The 18,591-nt window shown below is 69.5% G+C and carries 11 protein-coding genes; 6 read left to right on the forward strand and 5 right to left on the reverse strand.

All coding sequences use genetic code 11. The features are described 5' to 3' along the window. The first annotated feature begins 416 nt into the window (after positions 1–416). The 6 genes from P7L68_RS23490 to P7L68_RS23515 all read left to right on the forward strand — a co-directional run bounded on the left by P7L68_RS23490 (position 417) and on the right by P7L68_RS23515 (position 7,020). Positions 417–1,670 carry a transporter substrate-binding domain-containing protein gene (locus P7L68_RS23490; RefSeq protein WP_372002158.1) on the forward strand — a complete coding sequence of 418 codons (1,254 nt, stop codon included), beginning with the start codon at positions 417–419 and terminating at the stop codon, positions 1,668–1,670. A 92-nt stretch (positions 1,671–1,762) separates the two neighbouring features. Then, a complete protein-coding gene (gene urtB, locus P7L68_RS23495) occupies positions 1,763–2,656 on the forward strand; it encodes an urea ABC transporter permease subunit UrtB (RefSeq protein ID WP_372002159.1) in 894 nt (297 codons plus the stop codon). A gap of 9 nt (positions 2,657–2,665) precedes the next feature. Then, a complete protein-coding gene (gene urtC, locus P7L68_RS23500) occupies positions 2,666–3,778 on the forward strand; it encodes an urea ABC transporter permease subunit UrtC (RefSeq protein WP_372006936.1) in 1,113 nt (370 codons plus the stop codon). After that, positions 3,775–4,539, forward strand: a complete 765-nt coding sequence (gene urtD, locus P7L68_RS23505; protein ID WP_372002160.1) for an urea ABC transporter ATP-binding protein UrtD — start codon at positions 3,775–3,777, stop codon at positions 4,537–4,539. Before urtC ends, urtD begins: the two co-directional genes overlap by 4 nt. Then, entirely contained in the window at positions 4,539–5,234 is a 696-nt protein-coding gene (urtE, locus tag P7L68_RS23510; protein ID WP_372002162.1) for an urea ABC transporter ATP-binding subunit UrtE, read from the forward strand. The genes urtD and urtE overlap by 1 nt, the downstream gene beginning before the upstream one ends. Before the next feature lie 58 nt (positions 5,235–5,292). Further along, on the forward strand, positions 5,293–7,020 hold the full coding sequence (locus tag P7L68_RS23515) for a nitrilase-related carbon-nitrogen hydrolase (protein WP_372002164.1): 1,728 nt from the start codon (positions 5,293–5,295) through the stop codon (positions 7,018–7,020). 5 nt (positions 7,021–7,025) lie between these two features. On the opposite strand, the gene P7L68_RS23520 is transcribed toward P7L68_RS23515, so the two are convergent. The 5 genes from P7L68_RS23520 to P7L68_RS23540 all read right to left on the reverse strand — a co-directional run bounded on the left by P7L68_RS23520 (position 7,026) and on the right by P7L68_RS23540 (position 18,590). Then, positions 7,026–8,360 carry a beta-ketoacyl synthase gene (locus tag P7L68_RS23520; protein ID WP_372002167.1) on the reverse strand — a complete coding sequence of 445 codons (1,335 nt, stop codon included), beginning with the start codon at positions 8,358–8,360 and terminating at the stop codon, positions 7,026–7,028. Between the two features lie 17 nt (positions 8,361–8,377). Continuing rightward, on the reverse strand, positions 8,378–8,629 hold the full coding sequence (locus P7L68_RS23525) for an acyl carrier protein (RefSeq protein ID WP_372002169.1): 252 nt from the start codon (positions 8,627–8,629) through the stop codon (positions 8,378–8,380). Positions 8,630–8,699: 70 nt separating this feature from the next. Next, positions 8,700–9,134 (reverse strand): PaaI family thioesterase, encoded by a 435-nt coding sequence (locus P7L68_RS23530; protein ID WP_296714097.1) that lies wholly within the window; start codon positions 9,132–9,134, stop codon positions 8,700–8,702. Positions 9,135–9,186: 52 nt separating this feature from the next. Then, positions 9,187–16,803: an SDR family NAD(P)-dependent oxidoreductase gene (locus P7L68_RS23535; RefSeq protein ID WP_372002171.1), complete on the reverse strand. Its 7,617-nt coding sequence runs from the start codon at positions 16,801–16,803 to the stop codon at positions 9,187–9,189. Further along, positions 16,800–18,590, reverse strand: a complete 1,791-nt coding sequence (locus P7L68_RS23540; RefSeq protein ID WP_372002173.1) for an AMP-binding protein — start codon at positions 18,588–18,590, stop codon at positions 16,800–16,802. Before P7L68_RS23540 ends, P7L68_RS23535 begins: the two co-directional genes overlap by 4 nt. Position 18,591 lies beyond the last annotated feature (1 nt).

The raw sequence follows: 18,591 nt of genomic DNA on the forward strand, positions 1-18,591 counted from the left end.
GGCGTCCTCTGAAATCGGGTCACCCGGTATAAATTCAGGCCACGCCGTGCTGCAGCCGGAAGAACGGGGATGTTCGACCGGCACGTGGCAAGGATGCCTCGCAACCCCTCCTTCCGGGGTCTGCGAGGTTTTTTTATGCCCACGCCGACAGGGCTGTCGGCATTCACCCTCGACCAGAAAACGAGGCAGACACCCCTGCGTTCCACTTGAACGCAGCACGGGAGAAATTTGCCTCATGCTCTGCCCGACAGGCGTGAGATCCCTCCACCGACGGCCTTCCTCCCCCCGGATGCCGACCGGACATCCCGGTCTTCCGGCGCTTTTTCGACAACGGCTCCGACCCGCGCCACGCGCGCCAAACATCACGGGCAAAAACGCCCGAGGCTTCACCTCACCGTCATCGGGAGACCGACCCCATGAGCATCACCCGACGCTCGCTGCTGAAATCCACCGCTGCCGCCTCACTTGCCGCCGTCGCCGCCCCCTCGCTGATCGGCCGGGCGCTGGCCGCCGACACGATCAAGGTCGGCGCGCTCTATTCCCAGACCGGTGGTCTCTCGATCGTCGAGAAGATGCTGGCCGATGCCGTGATGATGGCGGTCTCGGAAGTCAACGCCCAGGGCGGCGTGCTCGGCCGCCAGGTCGAGGTGATCGTCGAGGACGGCGCCTCGGATCCGAAGACCTTCAGCGAAAAGGCCTCGAAGCTGCTGGTCCGCGACCGCGTGAACGCGGTCTTCGGCTGCCACACCTCCGCCAGCCGCAAGGCGGTGCTGCCGCTGTTCGAGCGCCGCGACGGCATGCTGTTCTACCAGACCCATTACGAGGGCTTCGAGTGCTCGAAGAATGTGGTCTATACCGGCGCGGTGCCGAACCAGCAGCTGGGCAACTACATCCCCTGGATCGTCAAGACCCTGGGTAAGAAGAAGTTCTTCATCGTCGGCTCGAACTATGTCTACCCGCGTGAGATGGCCAAGGTCAGCAAGAAGCTGATCGAAGAGGCCGGTGCCGAATGGGTGGCGGACGAGTATCTGGAACTCGGCCATTCCGAATGGGCGACCATGGTCCGCAAGATCAAGGAGTCCGGCGCGGATGTGGTGCTCTCGAACGTGGTCGGCGACTCGATCGTCGCCTTCTATCGCGAATACAAGAACCAGGGCATGTCCCAGGCCGATGTGCCGATCTGCGCGACCGTGACCTCCGAGATCGAGATCGCGGCCATGGGCGCCGAATACGCCGCCGGCAGCTACACCTCCTTCCCCTATTTCATGTCGCTCGACACCCCGGCCAACAAGGGCTTCATCGAACGCTACCGCACCTTCGTGAAGGACCCGGCGGCGCTCACCTATCACTCGCTCGAAGCCGCCTATTTCCAGGTCTTCCTGTGGAAGCAGGCCGCCGAGAAGGCGGGGTCGGTCAAGGCCGCCGACATCCGCGCCGCGATCGGCGGCCAGAGCTATGACGCACCGGGCGGCAAGGTCACCATCGATGGCGACAATCTGCACGCCTATCTGACCCCGCGCATCGGCCAGTGGCAGGCCGACGGCCAGAGCAAGGTGGTCAACGCCTATCCTGAGCCGATCCGCCCGCTGCCCTATGCCGCCTATGGCGAGACCGCGGACAATCTGTTCTGCACCGCCAAGGGCCTCGACAGCGCCAAGCTGAAGGGCTGACGCCCAATTCCGGCCGCTGCAAAGGCTCCTGCCTTTCCCCTGTGTCCCACAGGTCTTTTGCGGCGGCCGACAACGGGTGGAGTCCGTCCCACATGCTCGACATCCTCTTCATCGGCCTCAGCCTGGGCTCGATCCTGCTGCTGGTCGCACTCGGCCTCGCCATCACCTACGGCGCCATGGGGGTCATCAACATGGCCCATGGCGAACTGGTGATGATCGGGGCTTATACCGCCGTGCTCTCCGGCATCTGGCTTGATCTGGGGCTGTTCGCGGCCCTGCCGCTCGGCTTCCTGTCGGCGGCAGCCATCGGCTGGGCGATCGAGCGGGTGGTGGTGCGCCGGCTCTACGGCCGGCTGCTCGACACCCTGCTCGCCACCTGGGGCATCGCAATCCTGCTGCAGCAGGCGGTGCGCCTGGAATTCGGCCTCAGCTTCTTCGGCATTCACATCCAGGGCCTGGGCCCCGGCCTGCAGAACGTCGCCGTGCCCGAGATCCTGCAGACCACGATCACCATCGCCGGCAGCTCGATCAACGCCTACCGGGTGTTCATCGTGGCGGTCACCCTGGTGCTGACCCTGCTCACCTGGGCGATCATGTACCGCACCCGCATCGGCATGCAGGTCCGCGCGATCATCCGCAACCCGCGCATGGCGGCCGCCTCGGGCATCGACGTCGCCCGGGTCAATGCCCTCACCTTCGCCTTCGGCTCGGGCCTCGCCGGGGTCGCGGGCGTGATGATGTCGGGCTTCAAGACCGTCTTCCCCGACATGGGCAGTTCCATGGTGGTCGACGGCTTCCTGGTCGTGGTGGCCGGCGGCGTCGGCAGCCTGCTGGGCTCGGTTCTCTCGGCCGGCATGCTGGGCGAGATCAACGCGGTCGCGGCCGCGGTCACCAATGACATCCTGGCGCGCGCCATCGTCTTCGGAGTGGTGATCCTGATCATCATCGTGAAGCCGGCCGGCCTCTTCTCGTTCAAGGGGCGCTGAGCCATGCGGATGCGTCTCTCGACCACCACCACCCTCCTCGCCTATCTGGCCTTCGCCGGCCTGGTTCTGGTGGCCCCGGCCTTCCTCGACGATTTCTGGCTGAACCGCATGGCCAAGTATCTGGTCTTCGGCATGCTGGGCGTCGCCATCTCTCTCTCCTGGGGCTATGCCGGCATCCTCAATCTCGGCCAGGGCCTGTTCTTCGGCTTCGGCGCCTATATGCTCGCCATGTCGCTGAAGCTCGCGAGCCCGACCAGCCTTGCCCAGGGCTCGGACACGCCGGTGCCGGACTTCATGCTCTGGAATGCCGAGCCCGGTGCACAGACCGATCTCTGCTGCATCACCGGCTCGTCCTTCCTGTGGCAGCCCTTCATCTCTCAGGGCTTCGGCATCTTCATGGGGCTGGCCCTGCCGGTGACGGTCGCCTTCCTGCTGGGAATGGTGGTGTTCCGCAAGCGCATCGCCGGGGTGTTCGTTTCGATCATCACGCTCGCGCTGGTGCTGCTGGTCCGGCTGCTGGTCATCGACGCCCAGCCCTTCACCAACGGCTTCAACGGTCTGACCGATCTCGGCTGGCTCACCATCGGCGGCTTCGAATTCGATCCCTACTCGCAGGCCACCTATTATCTGGTCGCCATCACCCTGCTGGTGGTGCTGGCCGCCGCCCGGCTGCTGGTCGAAACCCGCGCCGGCCTGGTGCTTCAGGCGATCCGCGACGATGCCACCCGCGCCCGCTATCTGGGCTTCGACGTGCCGGCCTATCAGATCTTCTTCTTCGCAGTCTCGGCCGGGATCGCGGGGCTTGCCGGCATGCTCTATGTGGTGGTGGCCGAGTTCGCCTCCCCCACCTTCATGGACCTCGCCTTCTCGATCACCATGGTGGTCTGGGCGGCGGTCGGCGGTCGCTCCAGCCTGCTCGGCGCCTGCATCGGCGCCATCGTCATCAACATGATCGAGGCCGGCGCCAGCGAGACCGAAGCCCTGGTCGAGGCCTGGAAGGCGGTGATCGGCCTGATCTTCGTCCTGGTGGTGCTGTTCATGCCGCGCGGCCTGGGCGGTCTTGCCCATGACCTGATCGACCGGGTGAGCGGTGCGACCCGCAAGGCGGAGGGCCGGAAATGACCGCCGGAACCAGACACGGCATCGCCCTGACCCTCGACGGGCTCGGCGTCTCCTTCGGCGGCTTCAGGGCCGTGGACGAGGTGAACCTCACGGTCGCCGACGGCGAACTCAGGGTGCTGCTCGGCGCCAACGGTGCCGGCAAGACCACGCTGATGGACCTGATCTCGGGCCGTACCCGGGCCAGTCGGGGCCGCGTGCATCTGCACGAGACCGACATCACCAACTGGCCCGAACACCGCATCGCCCGCGCCGGGCTGGGGCGCAAATTCCAGATCCCGAGCGTGTTCCGCGAGCTGACCGTGCGCCGCAATCTGGAGGTCGCCGCCTTCCGCGCGCCCACCGTCCGGGCAAATCTGGGCTTCGGCCTGGATGCTGCGGGCCGCAGACGCGTGGACGAGGTGCTGGAGCTGACCGGCCTTACACAAGAGGCCGATACCGTCGCGGGTTTCCTCAGCCACGGCCAGACCCAGTGGCTGGAGCTGGGCCTGCTGGTGGTGCGCAGCCCGCGCGTGATCCTGCTCGACGAGCCGACCGCGGGCATGACCCAGGCCGAGACGCTCAAGACCGCGCGGATCATCAACGACCTCAAGGGCAGCCACACCCTGCTGGTGGTCGAGCACGACATGGCCTTCGTCCGCGAGATCGCGACCCGGATCACCGTGCTGCATCTGGGCCGGGTTCTGGCCGAAGGCACGGTCGCCGAGATCGAGACCAATGCGGATGTGCGCGCCGCCTATCTCGGCACGAAGGGGATCGGCTGATGCTGCAGATGTCCGCGATCGACAGCTATTACGGCCGCAGCCATGTGCTGCAGGGTGTGGCGCTGCAGGCGCCCGCCGGCCGGATCACCGCGGTGCTGGGCCGCAACGGCACCGGCAAGACCACGCTCATGAAGACCATCATGGGCCTTACCGACCGCATGTCCGGCAGCATCCGGCTCGACGGCATCGAGATCGGCCACGAGCCGACCTTCCGCCGGGCACGGGCCGGGATCGGCTATGTGCCCCAGGGCCGCGAGATCATCCCCGACTTCACGATCCACGAGAACATCCTGATGGGCGCCTTCGCCCGCACCGACGGGCGCATCGAGGTGCCGGCGCTGGTGCCCGAGCTGTTCCCCTATCTGCCCGAGAATTACGACCGCCGCGGCGGCGTGCTCTCGGGCGGGCAGCAGCAGCAGCTCGCCATCGCCCGGGCGCTGGCCGCCAACCCCAAGCTGCTGCTGCTCGACGAGCCGAGCGAGGGCATCCAGCCCTCGATCGTGGAAGAGATCCACGCGGTGATCGCGCGGCTCAACCGCGAACACGGGCTCACCGTGATCCTGGTCGAACAGAACATCGACTTCGTCCGCGCGGTCGCCCACGGCTTCGTGATGCTCGAAAAGGGCCGCATCGCCGCAGGCGGCCCGATCGAGACGCTGACCGACGAGCTGGTCCACCGCCACATGGCGGTGTGACCGGCCGGCCCGGCCATTCCCCCGCCTCAGAATTTCCGGTTACAGAGAGTTCCGCATCATGACCGAGACGTCCTACAAGGTCGCCGCCGTCCAGTTCGAGCCGACGCTCTACGAGAAGGAGCGCAACATCACCCGCCTCCTCGCCCTGGTGGAGACGGCCGCACAGGGCGGCGCGAAGCTGATCGTGACGCCCGAGATGGGGACGACCGGCTATTGCTGGTACGACCGCGCCGAAGTCGCCCCCTTCGTCGAGCCGGTGCCCGGCCCCACCACCGACCGCTTTGCGGTGCTGGCCCATGCCTATGACTGCTACATCGTCATCGGCATGCCCGAGGTCGACCCTGAAACGAACCTCTATCACAACACCGCCGTGCTGATCGGCCCCGACGGCGTGATCGGCCGCCACCGCAAGAGCCATTCCTATATCGCCGAGCCCAAATGGGCGGTGGCCGGCGACGAGCATGCGGTGTTCGAAACCCCGATCGGCCGCATCGCCATGCTGGTCTGCATGGACATCCATTTCATCGAGACCGCCCGCCTCGACGCGCTGGGCGGGGCGGACGTGATCTGCCATATCAGCAACTGGCTGGCCGAGCGCTGCCCGGCGCCCTATTGGATCACCCGCGCCTTCGAGAACGGCTGCTATGTGATCGAGGCCAATCGCTGGGGGCTGGAGCGGACGGTCGAATTCTCGGGCGGCAGCTGCATCCTCGGCCCCGACGGCACCATGGAGGCGGTGCTCGACTGCGGTGACGGCGTCGTCTACGGCACGGTCGATCTGGCCCGCGCCCGGGCGCGCAAGGTGCTGGGCGAGCCGGTCTTCACCCAGCGCCGGCCCGCGCTTTATGCCGAGCTGATGACCAACACCTTCCTCTGGAACCCGCTCGACTTCTTCCGCCTCTACGGCTATCGCGCCCTGCCCCAGGGCGGCGTGTTCGAGGTTGCGGCGGCGCAGTTCACGCCGGGCGACGACACCGCCGCCAATCTGGAGCGGGCAGCCTGGCACGCGGCCGAGGCATCGGCCAAGGGCGCCGTGCTGCTGGTCCTGCCGGAATATGCGCTGACCGGCACCGCGCCCGCCAATGCCGTCGGGCTCGACGGGCCGGAGATCGCGCGGCTGGTCAACATCGCCATCCGCCACCGCCTCCACATCGTCGCCGGCCTGATCGAGGCCGAGGGCGAGGCCCGCTATTCGACCGCGGTTCTGGTCGGCCCCGAGGGCATCGTCGGCCGCTACCGCAAGATCCACCTCACCACCGCCGAGGCCGGCTGGGCGACGGCCGGTGACGAGTGGGCGGTGTTCGACCTGCCTTTCGGGCGGCTGGGTCTGCTGATCGGCCATGACCTCGCCTTCCCCGAGGCCGGCCGCGTCCTGGCGCTGCGCGGGGTCGACGTGATCGCGGCACCGGCCGCCATCGCCGGGCGGATCTCCTTCGGCCATCCGGGCAGCAAAGTGGCGCAGAACCCGCCGATCCCGACCGGCGCCGATCCGCATCACTGGCTGCTGTTCCGGGTGCGGGCGGGTGAGAACAATGTCTGGCTGGTGGCCGCCAACCATATCGACGAGGCCGCAGGCTTTGCCGGCAAGAGCGGCATCTTCGGCCCCGACAGCTTCGCCTTCCCCCGCCGCGAAGCCTTCATTCCCGAAGGCGAAGGCCTGGTGACCGCGACCATCGATACCGGCACCCTGCCAGGCTCGCCCTATCCCACCAATGTCGTGCGCCGCAAGGATCTGGTCGCCATGCGCCAGGTTCATCACTACCTGCCGCTGGTCCGGCAGGGCTGATCGGCTCAGCGCGTGACCACCAGCGAGGCATTGATCCCGCCGAAGCCGAAGCTGTTGACCAGCACCGGCCGGCCGGGATCGATGTCCCGCGGTGCGCCTGCCACCACGTCGATGCAGGCGGTGTCCTCCGATGGGGCCCGGAATCCCGCAACCGGCGGCAGCCGCCGGCGCGACAGGGCGCCCAGCGCCGCCACCGTGCTGACCGGCCCGTTGGCGGCGAAGACATAACCGGTGGCCCCCTTGATCGAGGTGACCGGTGGCCGATGGCTGCCGGTCAGCTCCGCGATCGCCGCCGCTTCGATCGCATCACCGGTGATCATGCCCGAGGCCTGGGCCAGCACCGCGCCGAGATCATGTGAATCGACAGCCGCATCCCTGAGCGCGAGGCGCATGCAGGCGAGCCCTTCACGGTCGGGAATGCGGGTCAGATCGGGCGCGCCGGAATTGGTGGCATAGCCCAGAATCCGGCCCAGCACCGTCCGGCCCTCACAGGTATCCGCCCGGTGCAGCAGCAGCATGGCGGCGGCCTCGCCGCAGATCATGCCGTCACGCGCGCCGTCGAAGGGCCGCGCCGCCGGCCCCTCACCCCCCGCCGCCCCATCGCCAGCACCCCCGCGCGAAAGCGCATGCATCGCCTCGAAGCCCGACCAGGTGATGGGGGTGGTGACGGCTTCGGAGCCCCCGGCCAGCGCCCAGTCGATCCGTCCGGCGCGCAGCTCGGCCAGCGCATGGCCGATGGCCTGGGTACCGCTGGCACAGGCGCCGGCCAGCGTCACCTGCGGGCCCTCGAAGCCGAGCCTGAGTGCGGTCATGCTCGCCGCCATGTTCGGGATCAGCGAGGGGATCAGGAAGGGCGTGGTCTTGCGGGGGCCGGACCGCTCCTGCTTCAACACACCCTGCTCGATATGGGGCAGGCCGCCCATGGCGACCCCCATGGCGATCAGCCCGCGGCCTTCGGGCAGGCGTGGCCGGCCGGTCACCGCCGGATCCGCACCGAGTGCGGCCATGGACGCATGGACCGCGAGCCGGACGAACAGGCTCATCCGCTCCAGCTCGTGCGAAAGATGATCGCGGGCGAAGCGCAGGGAGGGTTCCGGCACTTCGGCCGCGATCCGGCAGGCAAATCGGGCGGGATCGAACCGGGTGACGGGTGCTGCCGCCACCCGCCCCGCGGCCAGGGCGTCGTCGAGACTGTCCCGCCCCAGGCCGAAGGCGGTGACGCAGCCGATGCCGGTCACCGCGACGGCGCGGGTCCCGGCCGTGATACGGGCCGGATCGCCGGACGGCAGCGGGTCGTCTCCGGCGGCCGTCCGTCGCCAGGGCCAACGCATCGGCTTCATGGCTGAGGCTGCCTCCGTCAGGCCGCCGCGGCGCGCTGTTCACGGATATGGTCGACGAGCCCGCCCAGGGTGTCGATCCGATCCATCACCGCCTCGTCGAATTCGACCCCGAAACAATCCTCCAGATAGAGGATCATTTCGAACATCTTGAGCGAGTTGAGCCCGTCGATCGAGGTGGCGAGCTTGGAGTCGGGCGTGAGGTGGCTCACATCGGTTTCCAGATACTCGCCGATGCGGGTCACGACATCGTCGAACAGCGTATCGGTCATGGGGGATCTCCTCCTTCCGGCCGCCGGCTCCGCCGGTCGGCAGTTTTCGGGCGGGCCCGCAGGCAGCGGCTCAGCGCCGCTGCAGCACCGCCAGCGACACCACCGCCTTGGACACCCGCACCGGCGTGTCGTCCCTGACGGCGAAGACTTCGGATTCGCACACCACCAGCCGGCGCCCCGCCTGCAGCACCGTCGCCCGGCAGCGCAGCTCCGTGCCCAGCGCCGCCTTCAGGAGGCTGGTGGTGAAGCTGGTGGTCAGCACGAATTCATCGGCGGCGATGGTGGTGAAGGCCGCCGCCCCCGCGGTGTGGTCGGCGATGGTCATCTGCACGCCGGCATGGATCACGCCGTCATGCTGCATGTGCCGCGGATGGATGGTCACACGGCTTTCGACCAGCCCCGGCTCGACCACCACCGGCTCGATGCCGAGATCGGTGATGAAACCGGCCTGACCGAAGATGGCACGGGCGGCTTCGGCGAAAGCGGGGTTGCGGGGTTCGAACATCGGCGTCTCTCTCCGGCTTGGGAAAAGGCTCGTCTGCGGAGCCCTGGATGGGTCAGGGTGCGATCGCGGGCAGCAACCGCTCCGCCAGCTTGGAGAGCGACGGGCTCTGGGTCAATTCTATCGCAGGTGTCTTCACGCCCAGATCGTCCTCGATCAGGCAGCTGAGTTCGACGGCCATGAGCGAATCGAGCCCGAGTTCGGCCAGCGGCTGACCGGTATCGAGCGTTTCGGCACTGGTGCCGAGCACGGTGGCGAGCCGTGCGGCCAGCGCCGCCTCGACCATGGCCTGGCGATCCTCGGCCGCCGCCTCGCGGATCCGGGCCAGGACCTGATCACCCTCTCCGCCGCCACCGCCGGTGCCACCGGCGCCTTCGGTCAGCGGCAGATCGGCATAGCGCGGGTTGCGCGCCAGTTCCGGCATGTAGCGGGCCCAGACCGCCCAGTCGATGTCGATCACGCCCGAGGCGACCGCTCCCGTACCAAGCAGGGCTTCAAGCGAAGCCAGCGCATCCGGTGCCTGAACGGGGGTGAGGCCGTGGCGTTCGAAATGCCGGGCGATCTCGTCATGGGCCGCGACATAGCCCACGCCCCCGATCGCCCCCCAGTCGACCGCCAGCGCCGGCAGCCCCTGCGCCCGGCGGCGTTCGGCCAGTGCCACCAGATACTGGTTGGCGGCAACGTAATTGGCCTGGCCGGGATTGCCGACCATCGCCGCGAAGGACGAGAACATCACGAACATCTCGACCGGGTCATCGCGGGTCGCCAGATGCAGGTTGAGCGCACCTTCGATCTTGGGCGCCGTCACCCGGTGCAGGCGATCGCGATCGAGCTTCAGCACGAAATCGTCGTCCAGCACCATGGCCGCATGCAGCACGCCCCTGAGCGGCGGCAATTCGGCCCGGATCCGGCCGAGCATGGCCTCCACCGCCGCCCGGTCGGTGACGTCGCAGCGTTCCACCCGGACCCGGGTGCCGCCGGCGCGCAGCCGGTCGACCGCGGCCTGGGCCTCGGGCGTGGCGGCGCCGGACCGGCCGGCCAGCACCACCGTCCCTGCACCTTTGGCCACCAGCCATTCGGCGACGGCGAGGCCGAAGCCACCCAGACCGCCGGTCATCAGATAGGTGCCGTCGGATTTGAGCGGCAGCGGCTTCGGCAACGGCCGGGCGATGCGTGCCGCCTCGTCTTCCATGGCGAGCACGATCTTGCCGATATGGCGCGCCTGGGCCATGTGGCGGAAGGCCTGTTCGGCCCTGGACACCGGCCAGACCCGCCGCGGCAGCGGCTGAAGCCCGCCTTCGGCGAAGGCATCGGCCACCTCGGTCATCAGCCGTGCGGCCAGCTTCGGCCGCTCGCGGAACACCCGGTCGAGGTCGATGGCGAAATAGGAGAGGTTGTTGCGGAACGGCCGGAGACCGATGCGGGAATTGCCGTAGATGTCGGTCTTGCCGATTTCAAGGAAACGGCCATAAGCCCTGAGCAGGCCGAGCGATTTCGGGATGGCCTCGCCCGCCAGCGAGTTCAGCACCATGTCGACGCCTTCGCCATCGGTCGCCGCCATGATCTGGTCGGCGAAGTCGAGGCTGCGGCTGTCATAGACATGGGTGACGCCCAGGCTGCGGACGAAATCGCGTTTCTCGGGCGAGCCGGCCGTGGCATGGATCTCCAGCCCCGCCCGCTGCGCAACCTGGATCGCGGTCAGGCCGACACCGCCGGCGGCGGCATGGATCAGGATCCGCTCTCCGGCCTCGGCGCGGGCCAGATGATGCAGCGCATACCAGACCGTGACGAAGGTGATCGGGATGGTGGCGCCCCCTTCCAGCGGCACCCCGTCGGGCAGCTTCGCCACGAAGCCGCGGCCGACCACGGTGCGGCTGGCGAAGCCGGGCGCGATCGCCATCACCCGGTCGCCGGGCGCCAGATCATCCACCCCCGGCCCCACCCGACGGACGGTGCCGGCGACCTCGTCGCCCAGCACCAGGGGCTCGTCGCCCTCGGTCGGGTAGATGCCCATCACCTTCATCACGTCGCGGAAATTGAGCCCGGTGAAGGCGACGTCGATTTCGACCTCCCCCGGCCCCGGCTCGCGCAGCCGCGCCTCGGTCAGCATCAGATTGTCGAGCGCGCCGGTCTTGAGGGCATCGAGCCGGAAGGCGGTTCCGGCCGCCGCCGGCCTGGGGTCGAGCGCCCGGCGGCGAAGCCCGTCGAGCGTCTCGGCCCGGATGCGGCCGACATGGGTCCGCGCGCCGCGGAGCGCGATTTCCGTCTCGTCGCCGGCCCCCTCGGCGCAGATCCGGGCCAGCGCTTCGATTTCGTCGGTTCTGTCGGTCGAGACGGCGGCCGGCAGGTCGACCATCACCGTGCCCAGTTCCGGATGTTCGTTGGTCAGCACCCGGGCAAAGCCCCAGGCCGGTGCCTGTGCGGCCTCGGGGGCCGGATCGTCGGGCCGCACCCGCCGGGCACCGGCGGTCGCCAGCACCAGCCGCGGCGGGTTGCCGAAGCTCGGATCGGTCACCGTCTGGACCAGTTCCATCAGCACCGCGGCCCCCGTCGCCTCCACGGCCGTCATGTCGGCCGCTTCGGTCGGCCCGGCATCGAGCGACCAGAGATGCAGAATGCCGCCCACCTCGGGCAGATCCATCAGTGCCCGGTCCACCAGGCTACGGACATCGGCCACCTCGCCGGCCGTCACGGTGCTCACGGGATGGCCGCGCGCCTCAAGTGCTGCGGCAACCGCCGCACCGACACCACGACCATCGGCCAGCACCAACCAGCCGGGCTTCGCCCGGGTGATGGTGCTGAGACCGAGCAGGGCATCCAGCTCGTCGGCCCCGGCCGCCGGCGGCTCGTCGGTGGTCCGGGCGGTCTCGGTGGTCGACCGCCGGGCCAGGATGACGCTGTGAACGGTCGCCCCGCCATCCTCGCGGTCGTCAAGCGCCGCCACCGCCGGGCAGCCGGCGCGCATGAGCGCGGCTTCCCAGGCCGGCAGGGTCATGCAGGCATGATCGGGGCGGGTCCCGGCGTCGTCGAAGGCCCACCAGCCCTTGAGCATGCCGAAGACCAGATCGAACCAGGGCGGCGGCGCGGTCAGCTCAACCAGCGCCATCAACCCGCCCGGACGGAGCAGACCGGCGGCATGGGCGATTGCGGTGTCGATCGCCCGGGTCGCGTGAAGCGCGTCGGTCGCCACCACCAGATCGAAGCTCGCCGGCGCGAAGCCCTGGGCCGCCGGCTCCTTCTCGATGTCGAGCAGGCGGTAGCGGACGAAATCGAAGGCGCGGAACTTCTGCTCGGCCTTGGTGGTGAAGGCGGTGGAGATATCGGTGAAGACATAATCGGTCCGGCTGGCCGGCAGCACCGGCAGCAGATGGGCGGCGGTGGCGCCGGTGCCGGCACCGATCTCCAGGATCCGCAGCGGCCGGTCGGCGGGCAGCCGGTCGACCAGGGCGCGGACCGCCTGTTCCAGGATCCGGTTATAGGTGCCGAAGCTCGGGCTGTCGCGATAGACCCGCTCGGCATCGACCTGCGACCCGTCGGGGAAGATCAGATCCAGCGGATCCTGCGCCCCGGTCAGCACCCGGGCCAGCGCCTCGCCGCAGCGGCGGATCAGCACCATTTCAGGTGCCAAGCCGGGATGACGGCGGTCGATCTCGGCACCCGGCACCTCGGGTTCGGGCAGCGGACCCGTGGCCGTCTCGGTCCTGACCACCTGGGCCAGCCGCGCCAGCAGCCGATGATGGACGGGATCGACCCGCGCCGGATCGGGCGTATCGGCATCGATGCCCAGTTCGGCGAAGGCGCGGGCGGCATAGGCGGCCGTCAGCCGGTCGAGCAGCGGCTGCGCCTCGGCATAATAGCCGGCGCGGTCGAGCTTGCGGATCAGCGGCAGCACCATCGGCCGGGTCTCGGCCACAAGATCGGCCGGATCTGGCAGATCCGCCGCCACCACACCCGCCGCCTGCTCCACCCAATGTTCGGCAAAGAGCCTGCGATCGATCTCGCGGCCGGCACCGCGGCCGCCTTCGGCCTGATCCAGCGCCATGCACGAGAAGCCCTGCACCTCGGCCAGCACCCGGCCTGCGGCATCGGTCAGGCGGATATCGGCATCCAGCTGCTTGGAATTGAGCGTCAGCAGCCGGGCATGGGCATGAAGTTCGGCACCGTCATCGATCCGCCCCGACAGCCTGAGCCGCTCCACCGCCACCGGCAGATAGGCACCAGCGGCCGCGCTGCGGCTGTCGATCGCGCCAAGCACCGCCTGGAAACAGGCATCCAGCAGCGAGGGATGGAAGAGATAGCCGCCGGCAGCATCCGGCGCGCCATCGCCCGCCCGTGCTGCGGCCGGCAGGGCCAGCCGGGCCAGCGCCTCGGCCGGCCCCCGCGACAGGGCCGCGATACCCTGGAAGGCCGGGCCGTAATTCAGCCCGCGCGCCGCGAAGGCGCCATAGCCACGATCGGCCACCGCCTCGGTGCAGCGCCCGGCCGCGGCCTCCAGATCCACCGCCTGGGCCGGCAGCGCGCCCTGGGGCTTCAGCGTCATCGCGGCATGCAGCGTCCACGGCGCCTCGTCCTCGCCGAGCGGCCGGGAGAGCACGCGGGCGCCGCCGCTCGCGGGATCGAGCGCCACCTGCAGCTTCACCGCGCGGTCGGCGCCCAGGATCAGGGCCTTCAGAAAGCGCACATCCTCGACCGCGGCCGGGACGGCGCCCATGGCCACGGTCCAGGCGGCGAGCGCCGCCTCGATGAAACCGGCGCCGGGGAACAGAACCGAGCCGCCGACGGCATGGTCGGCCAGATAGGGCAGCCGTTCCAGATCGATGCGGATCTCGTAGAGCGGCAGACCGGCCGCAATCCGCCGGCCGATGAAGGGATGGGCCGGCATACCGGCGCGGCCGTCCAGGCTTTCCGCTGCCTCCTGCCAGTAGCGCTTGTCCTGCCAGGGATAGGCGGGCAGCCGGACCGGCCGCAGCCGGCCGGCGCCCGAAACCGCCTGCCAGTCGACCTGGTGGCCGGCCGCATAAAGCTGGCCCAGATTGCCGAGCAGAACCGCACGCTCTTCCGTCTGGCGGCGGAGCGAGTGCACCGTCATCACCCGCTCGCCCAACTCGCCCGCGGTATCGTCGATCGACGACGAGATCACCGGATGCGGCCCGACCTCCAGGAAGGTCCGATGGCCGTCGCGGATCAGGCTGCGGATCGCGTCGGCGAACCGCACCGGCTGGCGGACATTACGCCACCAATAGGCGGCGTCATAGGGCAGATCCTCCGCCAGATCGCCGGTGACGGTGGAATAGAGCGGCAGACTGGCCGCAGCCGGGCGGATCGCGGCGAGCGAGGCTTCCAGATCCTCGCGCAGCGGATCCATATGGTGGCTGTGGAAGGGCACGGCCACGGTCAGGAAGCGGTTGAACCGGCCCTCCCCGGCCAGGCCGGCGGCGATCGCCTCCAGCGGTTCGGCGTCGCCCGCAAGCGTCAGGATGCCGGGGCCGTTCATGGCCGCGATCGACACCCGATCGGCCACGGGGGCGATGCGCTCCAGCGCCTCGGCCTCGGTCAGGGCCGCCGCCAGCATGCGGCCCTTGCCGCTTGCCCGCTGCTGCACACGCGATCGGTGATAGATCACGGTGCAGGCGGTGGCGAGGTCCAGCTGGCCGGCGACATGAGCGGCCGCCGCCTCGCCGGTCGAATGGCCGACGATGGCCGCAGGACGGATGCCCCAATGGCTCCAGAGCCGGGCGAGCCCGACCTGAAGGGCGAAGTTCGACGGCTGCGAGATATAGGTCTCGGCCATCAGGCTCTGCGCCTCGTCGCGGCACATCTCGTCCATCAGCGACCAGGGCGCGCCGGCCGCACGCAGATGGGCGTCGCATTCCTCGATCGCGGCCCGGAACAGGGGCTCGCGTTCGATCAGCTGGCGGCCCATCGCCCACCATTGCGGCCCCATGCCCGAGAACACATAGACCGGGTTGCCCGGCGCGGAACGGACCCGGCCGCGGCCGGCGATGATACCGGGGCCGGCCGTGCCGGCGGCGGCATCGCGCAGCCGTTCCGCCGCTTCGGCATGGTCGGCCGCCACGACCGCCAGCCGGTGGTCATGCTGACTGCGCCGGGTGCCCGCCCAGGCGGCGACCTCGGCGAGGGGCCGGTGCGCAGCCGCCTGCCCGCCATCGGTCAGCGCCTCCGCCAGACGGCGGGCGGCCTCGGCCAGCGCCTCGGCACTGCGGGCGGAAACGGGAATCAGGACGGGTGCGCCGGTCCTGCCGGCATCAGGGGCGATGCCAGGCGCCCCCTCGTCCGACAGGGCCGGGCGCACGGCTTCGGCGGGTGCCGCTTCCAGCACCGCATGGGCGTTGGTGCCGCCGAATCCAAAGGAATTGACGCCCGCGCGGGGCGGATGACCGTTGTCCGGCCAGGGCCGATCGCCGACGGCGACTTCAAGCTTCAACCCCTCGAAATCGATCTCGGGGTTCGGCCGCTCGAAATTGAGGTTGGAGGGAACATGCCGGTGATGGATGGCAAGCGTCGCCTTGATCAGCCCCGCAATGCCCGCCGCTGCCTCCAGATGGCCGATATTTGTCTTCACCGAGCCCACCAGGCAGCGATCTCCATCCGGCCGTCCCTGCGACAGCACCCGGCCGAGCGCGCGGGCCTCGATCGGGTCGCCGACCGGCGTGCCGGTGCCATGGGCTTCCATGTATTGCAACGTGCCGGGCACGATGCCGGCCCGGGCATAGGCGGTCTCCAGCATGCGCGCCTGGGCATCCTCGCCCGGCACGGTCATACCGTTGGTATGGCCGTCCTGGTTGACGACCGTGGCCTTGATCACGCCATAGACCGGATCGCCATCGGCAAGCGCGGCCGAAAGCGGCTTCAGCACGACGATGCCGGCGCCCTCGCCGCGGGTATAGCCGTTGGCGCGGGCATCGAAGGTCTTGCAGCGGCCGTCGGGGGCCAGCATCGAGGCGCGGCTGAAGCCGATGGTCGGCTCCGGCTTCAGGATCGCATTGACCCCGCCCACGATCGCCGCCCGGCTTTCGCCTGATCGCAGCGACTGACAGGCGAGGTGGAGGGCGACCAGAGACGAGGAACAGGCGGTGTCGACCGCCACACTCGGCCCTTTGAGATTAAGGAGGTACGAGATGCGGTTGGCTGCGATCGACAGCGCGAGCCCGGTATTGGTATGGCCGGAAATCAGCTCGCGATTAGCCATGCCATGCTGAATTTCGGCATAGTCATAGGCCGCGATGCCGATGAACACGCCGACATCCGTGCCGTCGATGTCTTCAAGCTTCAGCCCGGCATCGTCGATGGCGTCGACGGCCGATTCGAGCAGCAGGCGCTGCTGGGGGTCCATCAGCTGCGCCTCGCGCGGCGAGATGCCGAAGAAGCCCGGGTCGAAGCGGTCGATCCCGTCCAGGAACCCGCCCATGCGGGTGCCGATGGTGCCTGGACGCGAGGCCGGATCGGGATGGTGGAACAGGGCCGCGTTCCAGCGATCGGCCGGCACCTCGCGGATGGCATCCACCCGGTTGCGGAGCAGCGACCAGAAGGCCGCGGGGCTGGAGGCACCACCCGGCAGACGACAGCCGATGCCGATGATGGCGACCGGCTCGGCCACGGAGGAAACCACGGCAGCGGCCTCTGAGGCCGCCATATCCTTGGGCGCATTCATCCGGTGATCCTCCCTGGGGCGGGTGTCGTCTTGTTTTTTGAGGCCGCGGCCTGACGGTCCGCCAGGCGCGCAGCCACGATCTCGCGGCAGCGGAAGCGCTGGACCTTGCCGCTGGGGGTGCGCGGCACCAGGCCGGCCGCGATCCAGTGCGTGCCGATGCCGGTCAGGCCGAAGGCCTCGGCCAGGGCGTCGCGGATGCGCTGGGCAATGGCGGCACGCGCCTCTTCGGGGCCGAGGCGGGTGTCGAGCAGCAGATGCAGGGTCTCGGTGCCCAACGTCTCGTCGGTAAGACCAACGGCAATGACCGCGGGCGTGATCGCGGCATCCGCCGCAGCTTCGGCCACATCCTCGATCTGGGCGGGCGTGAAATTGCGTCCGCCCAGGATCAGCAGATCCTTGGCCCGGCCGGTGACATGCAGCCGGCCATCGGCCAGATAGCCCAGATCGCCGGTGCGTAGCCAGCCATCGGGTCGGGTCAGCCGGGCGCTTTCGGCCGGATCCTGCCAATAGCCGCCGACGGTCGCGGGGCTGGCGACCTCGATCTCTCCCACCCGGCGTTCGGGCAGTTCGGTGCCGTCGGGCGCGGTGATGCGGATCGCGGCCCCGGGCACGGCCGGGCCCAGGGTCACGGCATGCAGGCGGCGTTCCGCATCGTCGCCGGCGGGTGCCGCCAGCCCTTCGGCCGCCAGTCGGTCGGCATCGACCGGGTCGGTCACGCAGCCCCCGACAGGCGGGATTGCCACCGCCAGCGTCGCCTCGGCCAGGCCATAGACCGGGCGGAGGGTCTGCGGAGCAAAGCCGTGACTGCCGAAGGCGGTGCTGAAATCCTGCAAGGTGCGGGCATGGACCGGTTCCGCCCCGCACAGCGCCACCCGCCAGGCCGAGAGGTCGAGCCCGCGCGGCGGCCTCAGCCGGGCCAGGCGCGCGCACATCTGGAAGGCGCTGTTGGGGGCAGGCGACAGCGTGCCCTTGTGCCGCGACATCCAGGCCGGCCAGTTCATCGGGTTGCGGACGAATTCGCCGGTATCGGCCAGCACCATCGGCACGCCCCAGCGGAGCGCATAATTGAGCCCGACCAGCCCCATATCGTGGGAAAGCGGCAGCCACGACACCAGAACGTCGCCGCCCACACCCTGGGGTGTCGCACAGATCGCAGCCGCGATCTGGGCCAGATTGGCCGAAAGCCGGTCGTGATGGACCACCGCCAGCTTGGGCGCTCCGGTCGACCCCGATGTCTGCTGAAGATGCGAGATGCCCTGGGGATCTGCGGTCATCGCCGGCAGGGCTGCGCGCAGCCCCGCCGCCAGCAGCCGGTCGGCCGCGGCGACCGAAAGCCCGGTCACCTGCGCATTCAGACCATCGAGCGCGGCGGCAGGTTCCGCCTCGGCGACCAGCAGCCGGGCCCCCGCTCGGCGGGCGATATCGGCCAGATGGGCGCGCGCCGGATCCGGCACCGGCACGGCGGGAGGTGCCACTACCACCGGCAGGGCGCCGATGGCCCCTGCACCCAGGTGCAGCGCCAGAAACAGCCGCGAGGCCGGCAGCGCCAGCACGATCCGGTCACCGGCCGCGATACCGGCAGCCGCAAGGGCGCGGGCACCTGCCGCCGCCAGGGTGGCGAGGTCACCGCGGGTCAGCACCGCCTCGGCGCCGCCACGTTCGATCACGCGCAGGGCGAAGGCATGCGGTGCGGTTTCCGCCCCACGGGCCACCGCCTCCCAGGTGGTTGCGGCGGGCAGCGCATCGCGGAAGCTGCGGAAATGCTGGTCCGCAGGAGAGGTCGCCATG

Origin of the sequence: Tistrella mobilis (assembly GCF_041468085.1) — a bacterium.
Taxonomy (GTDB): Bacteria; Pseudomonadota; Alphaproteobacteria; order Tistrellales; family Tistrellaceae; genus Tistrella; species Tistrella mobilis_A.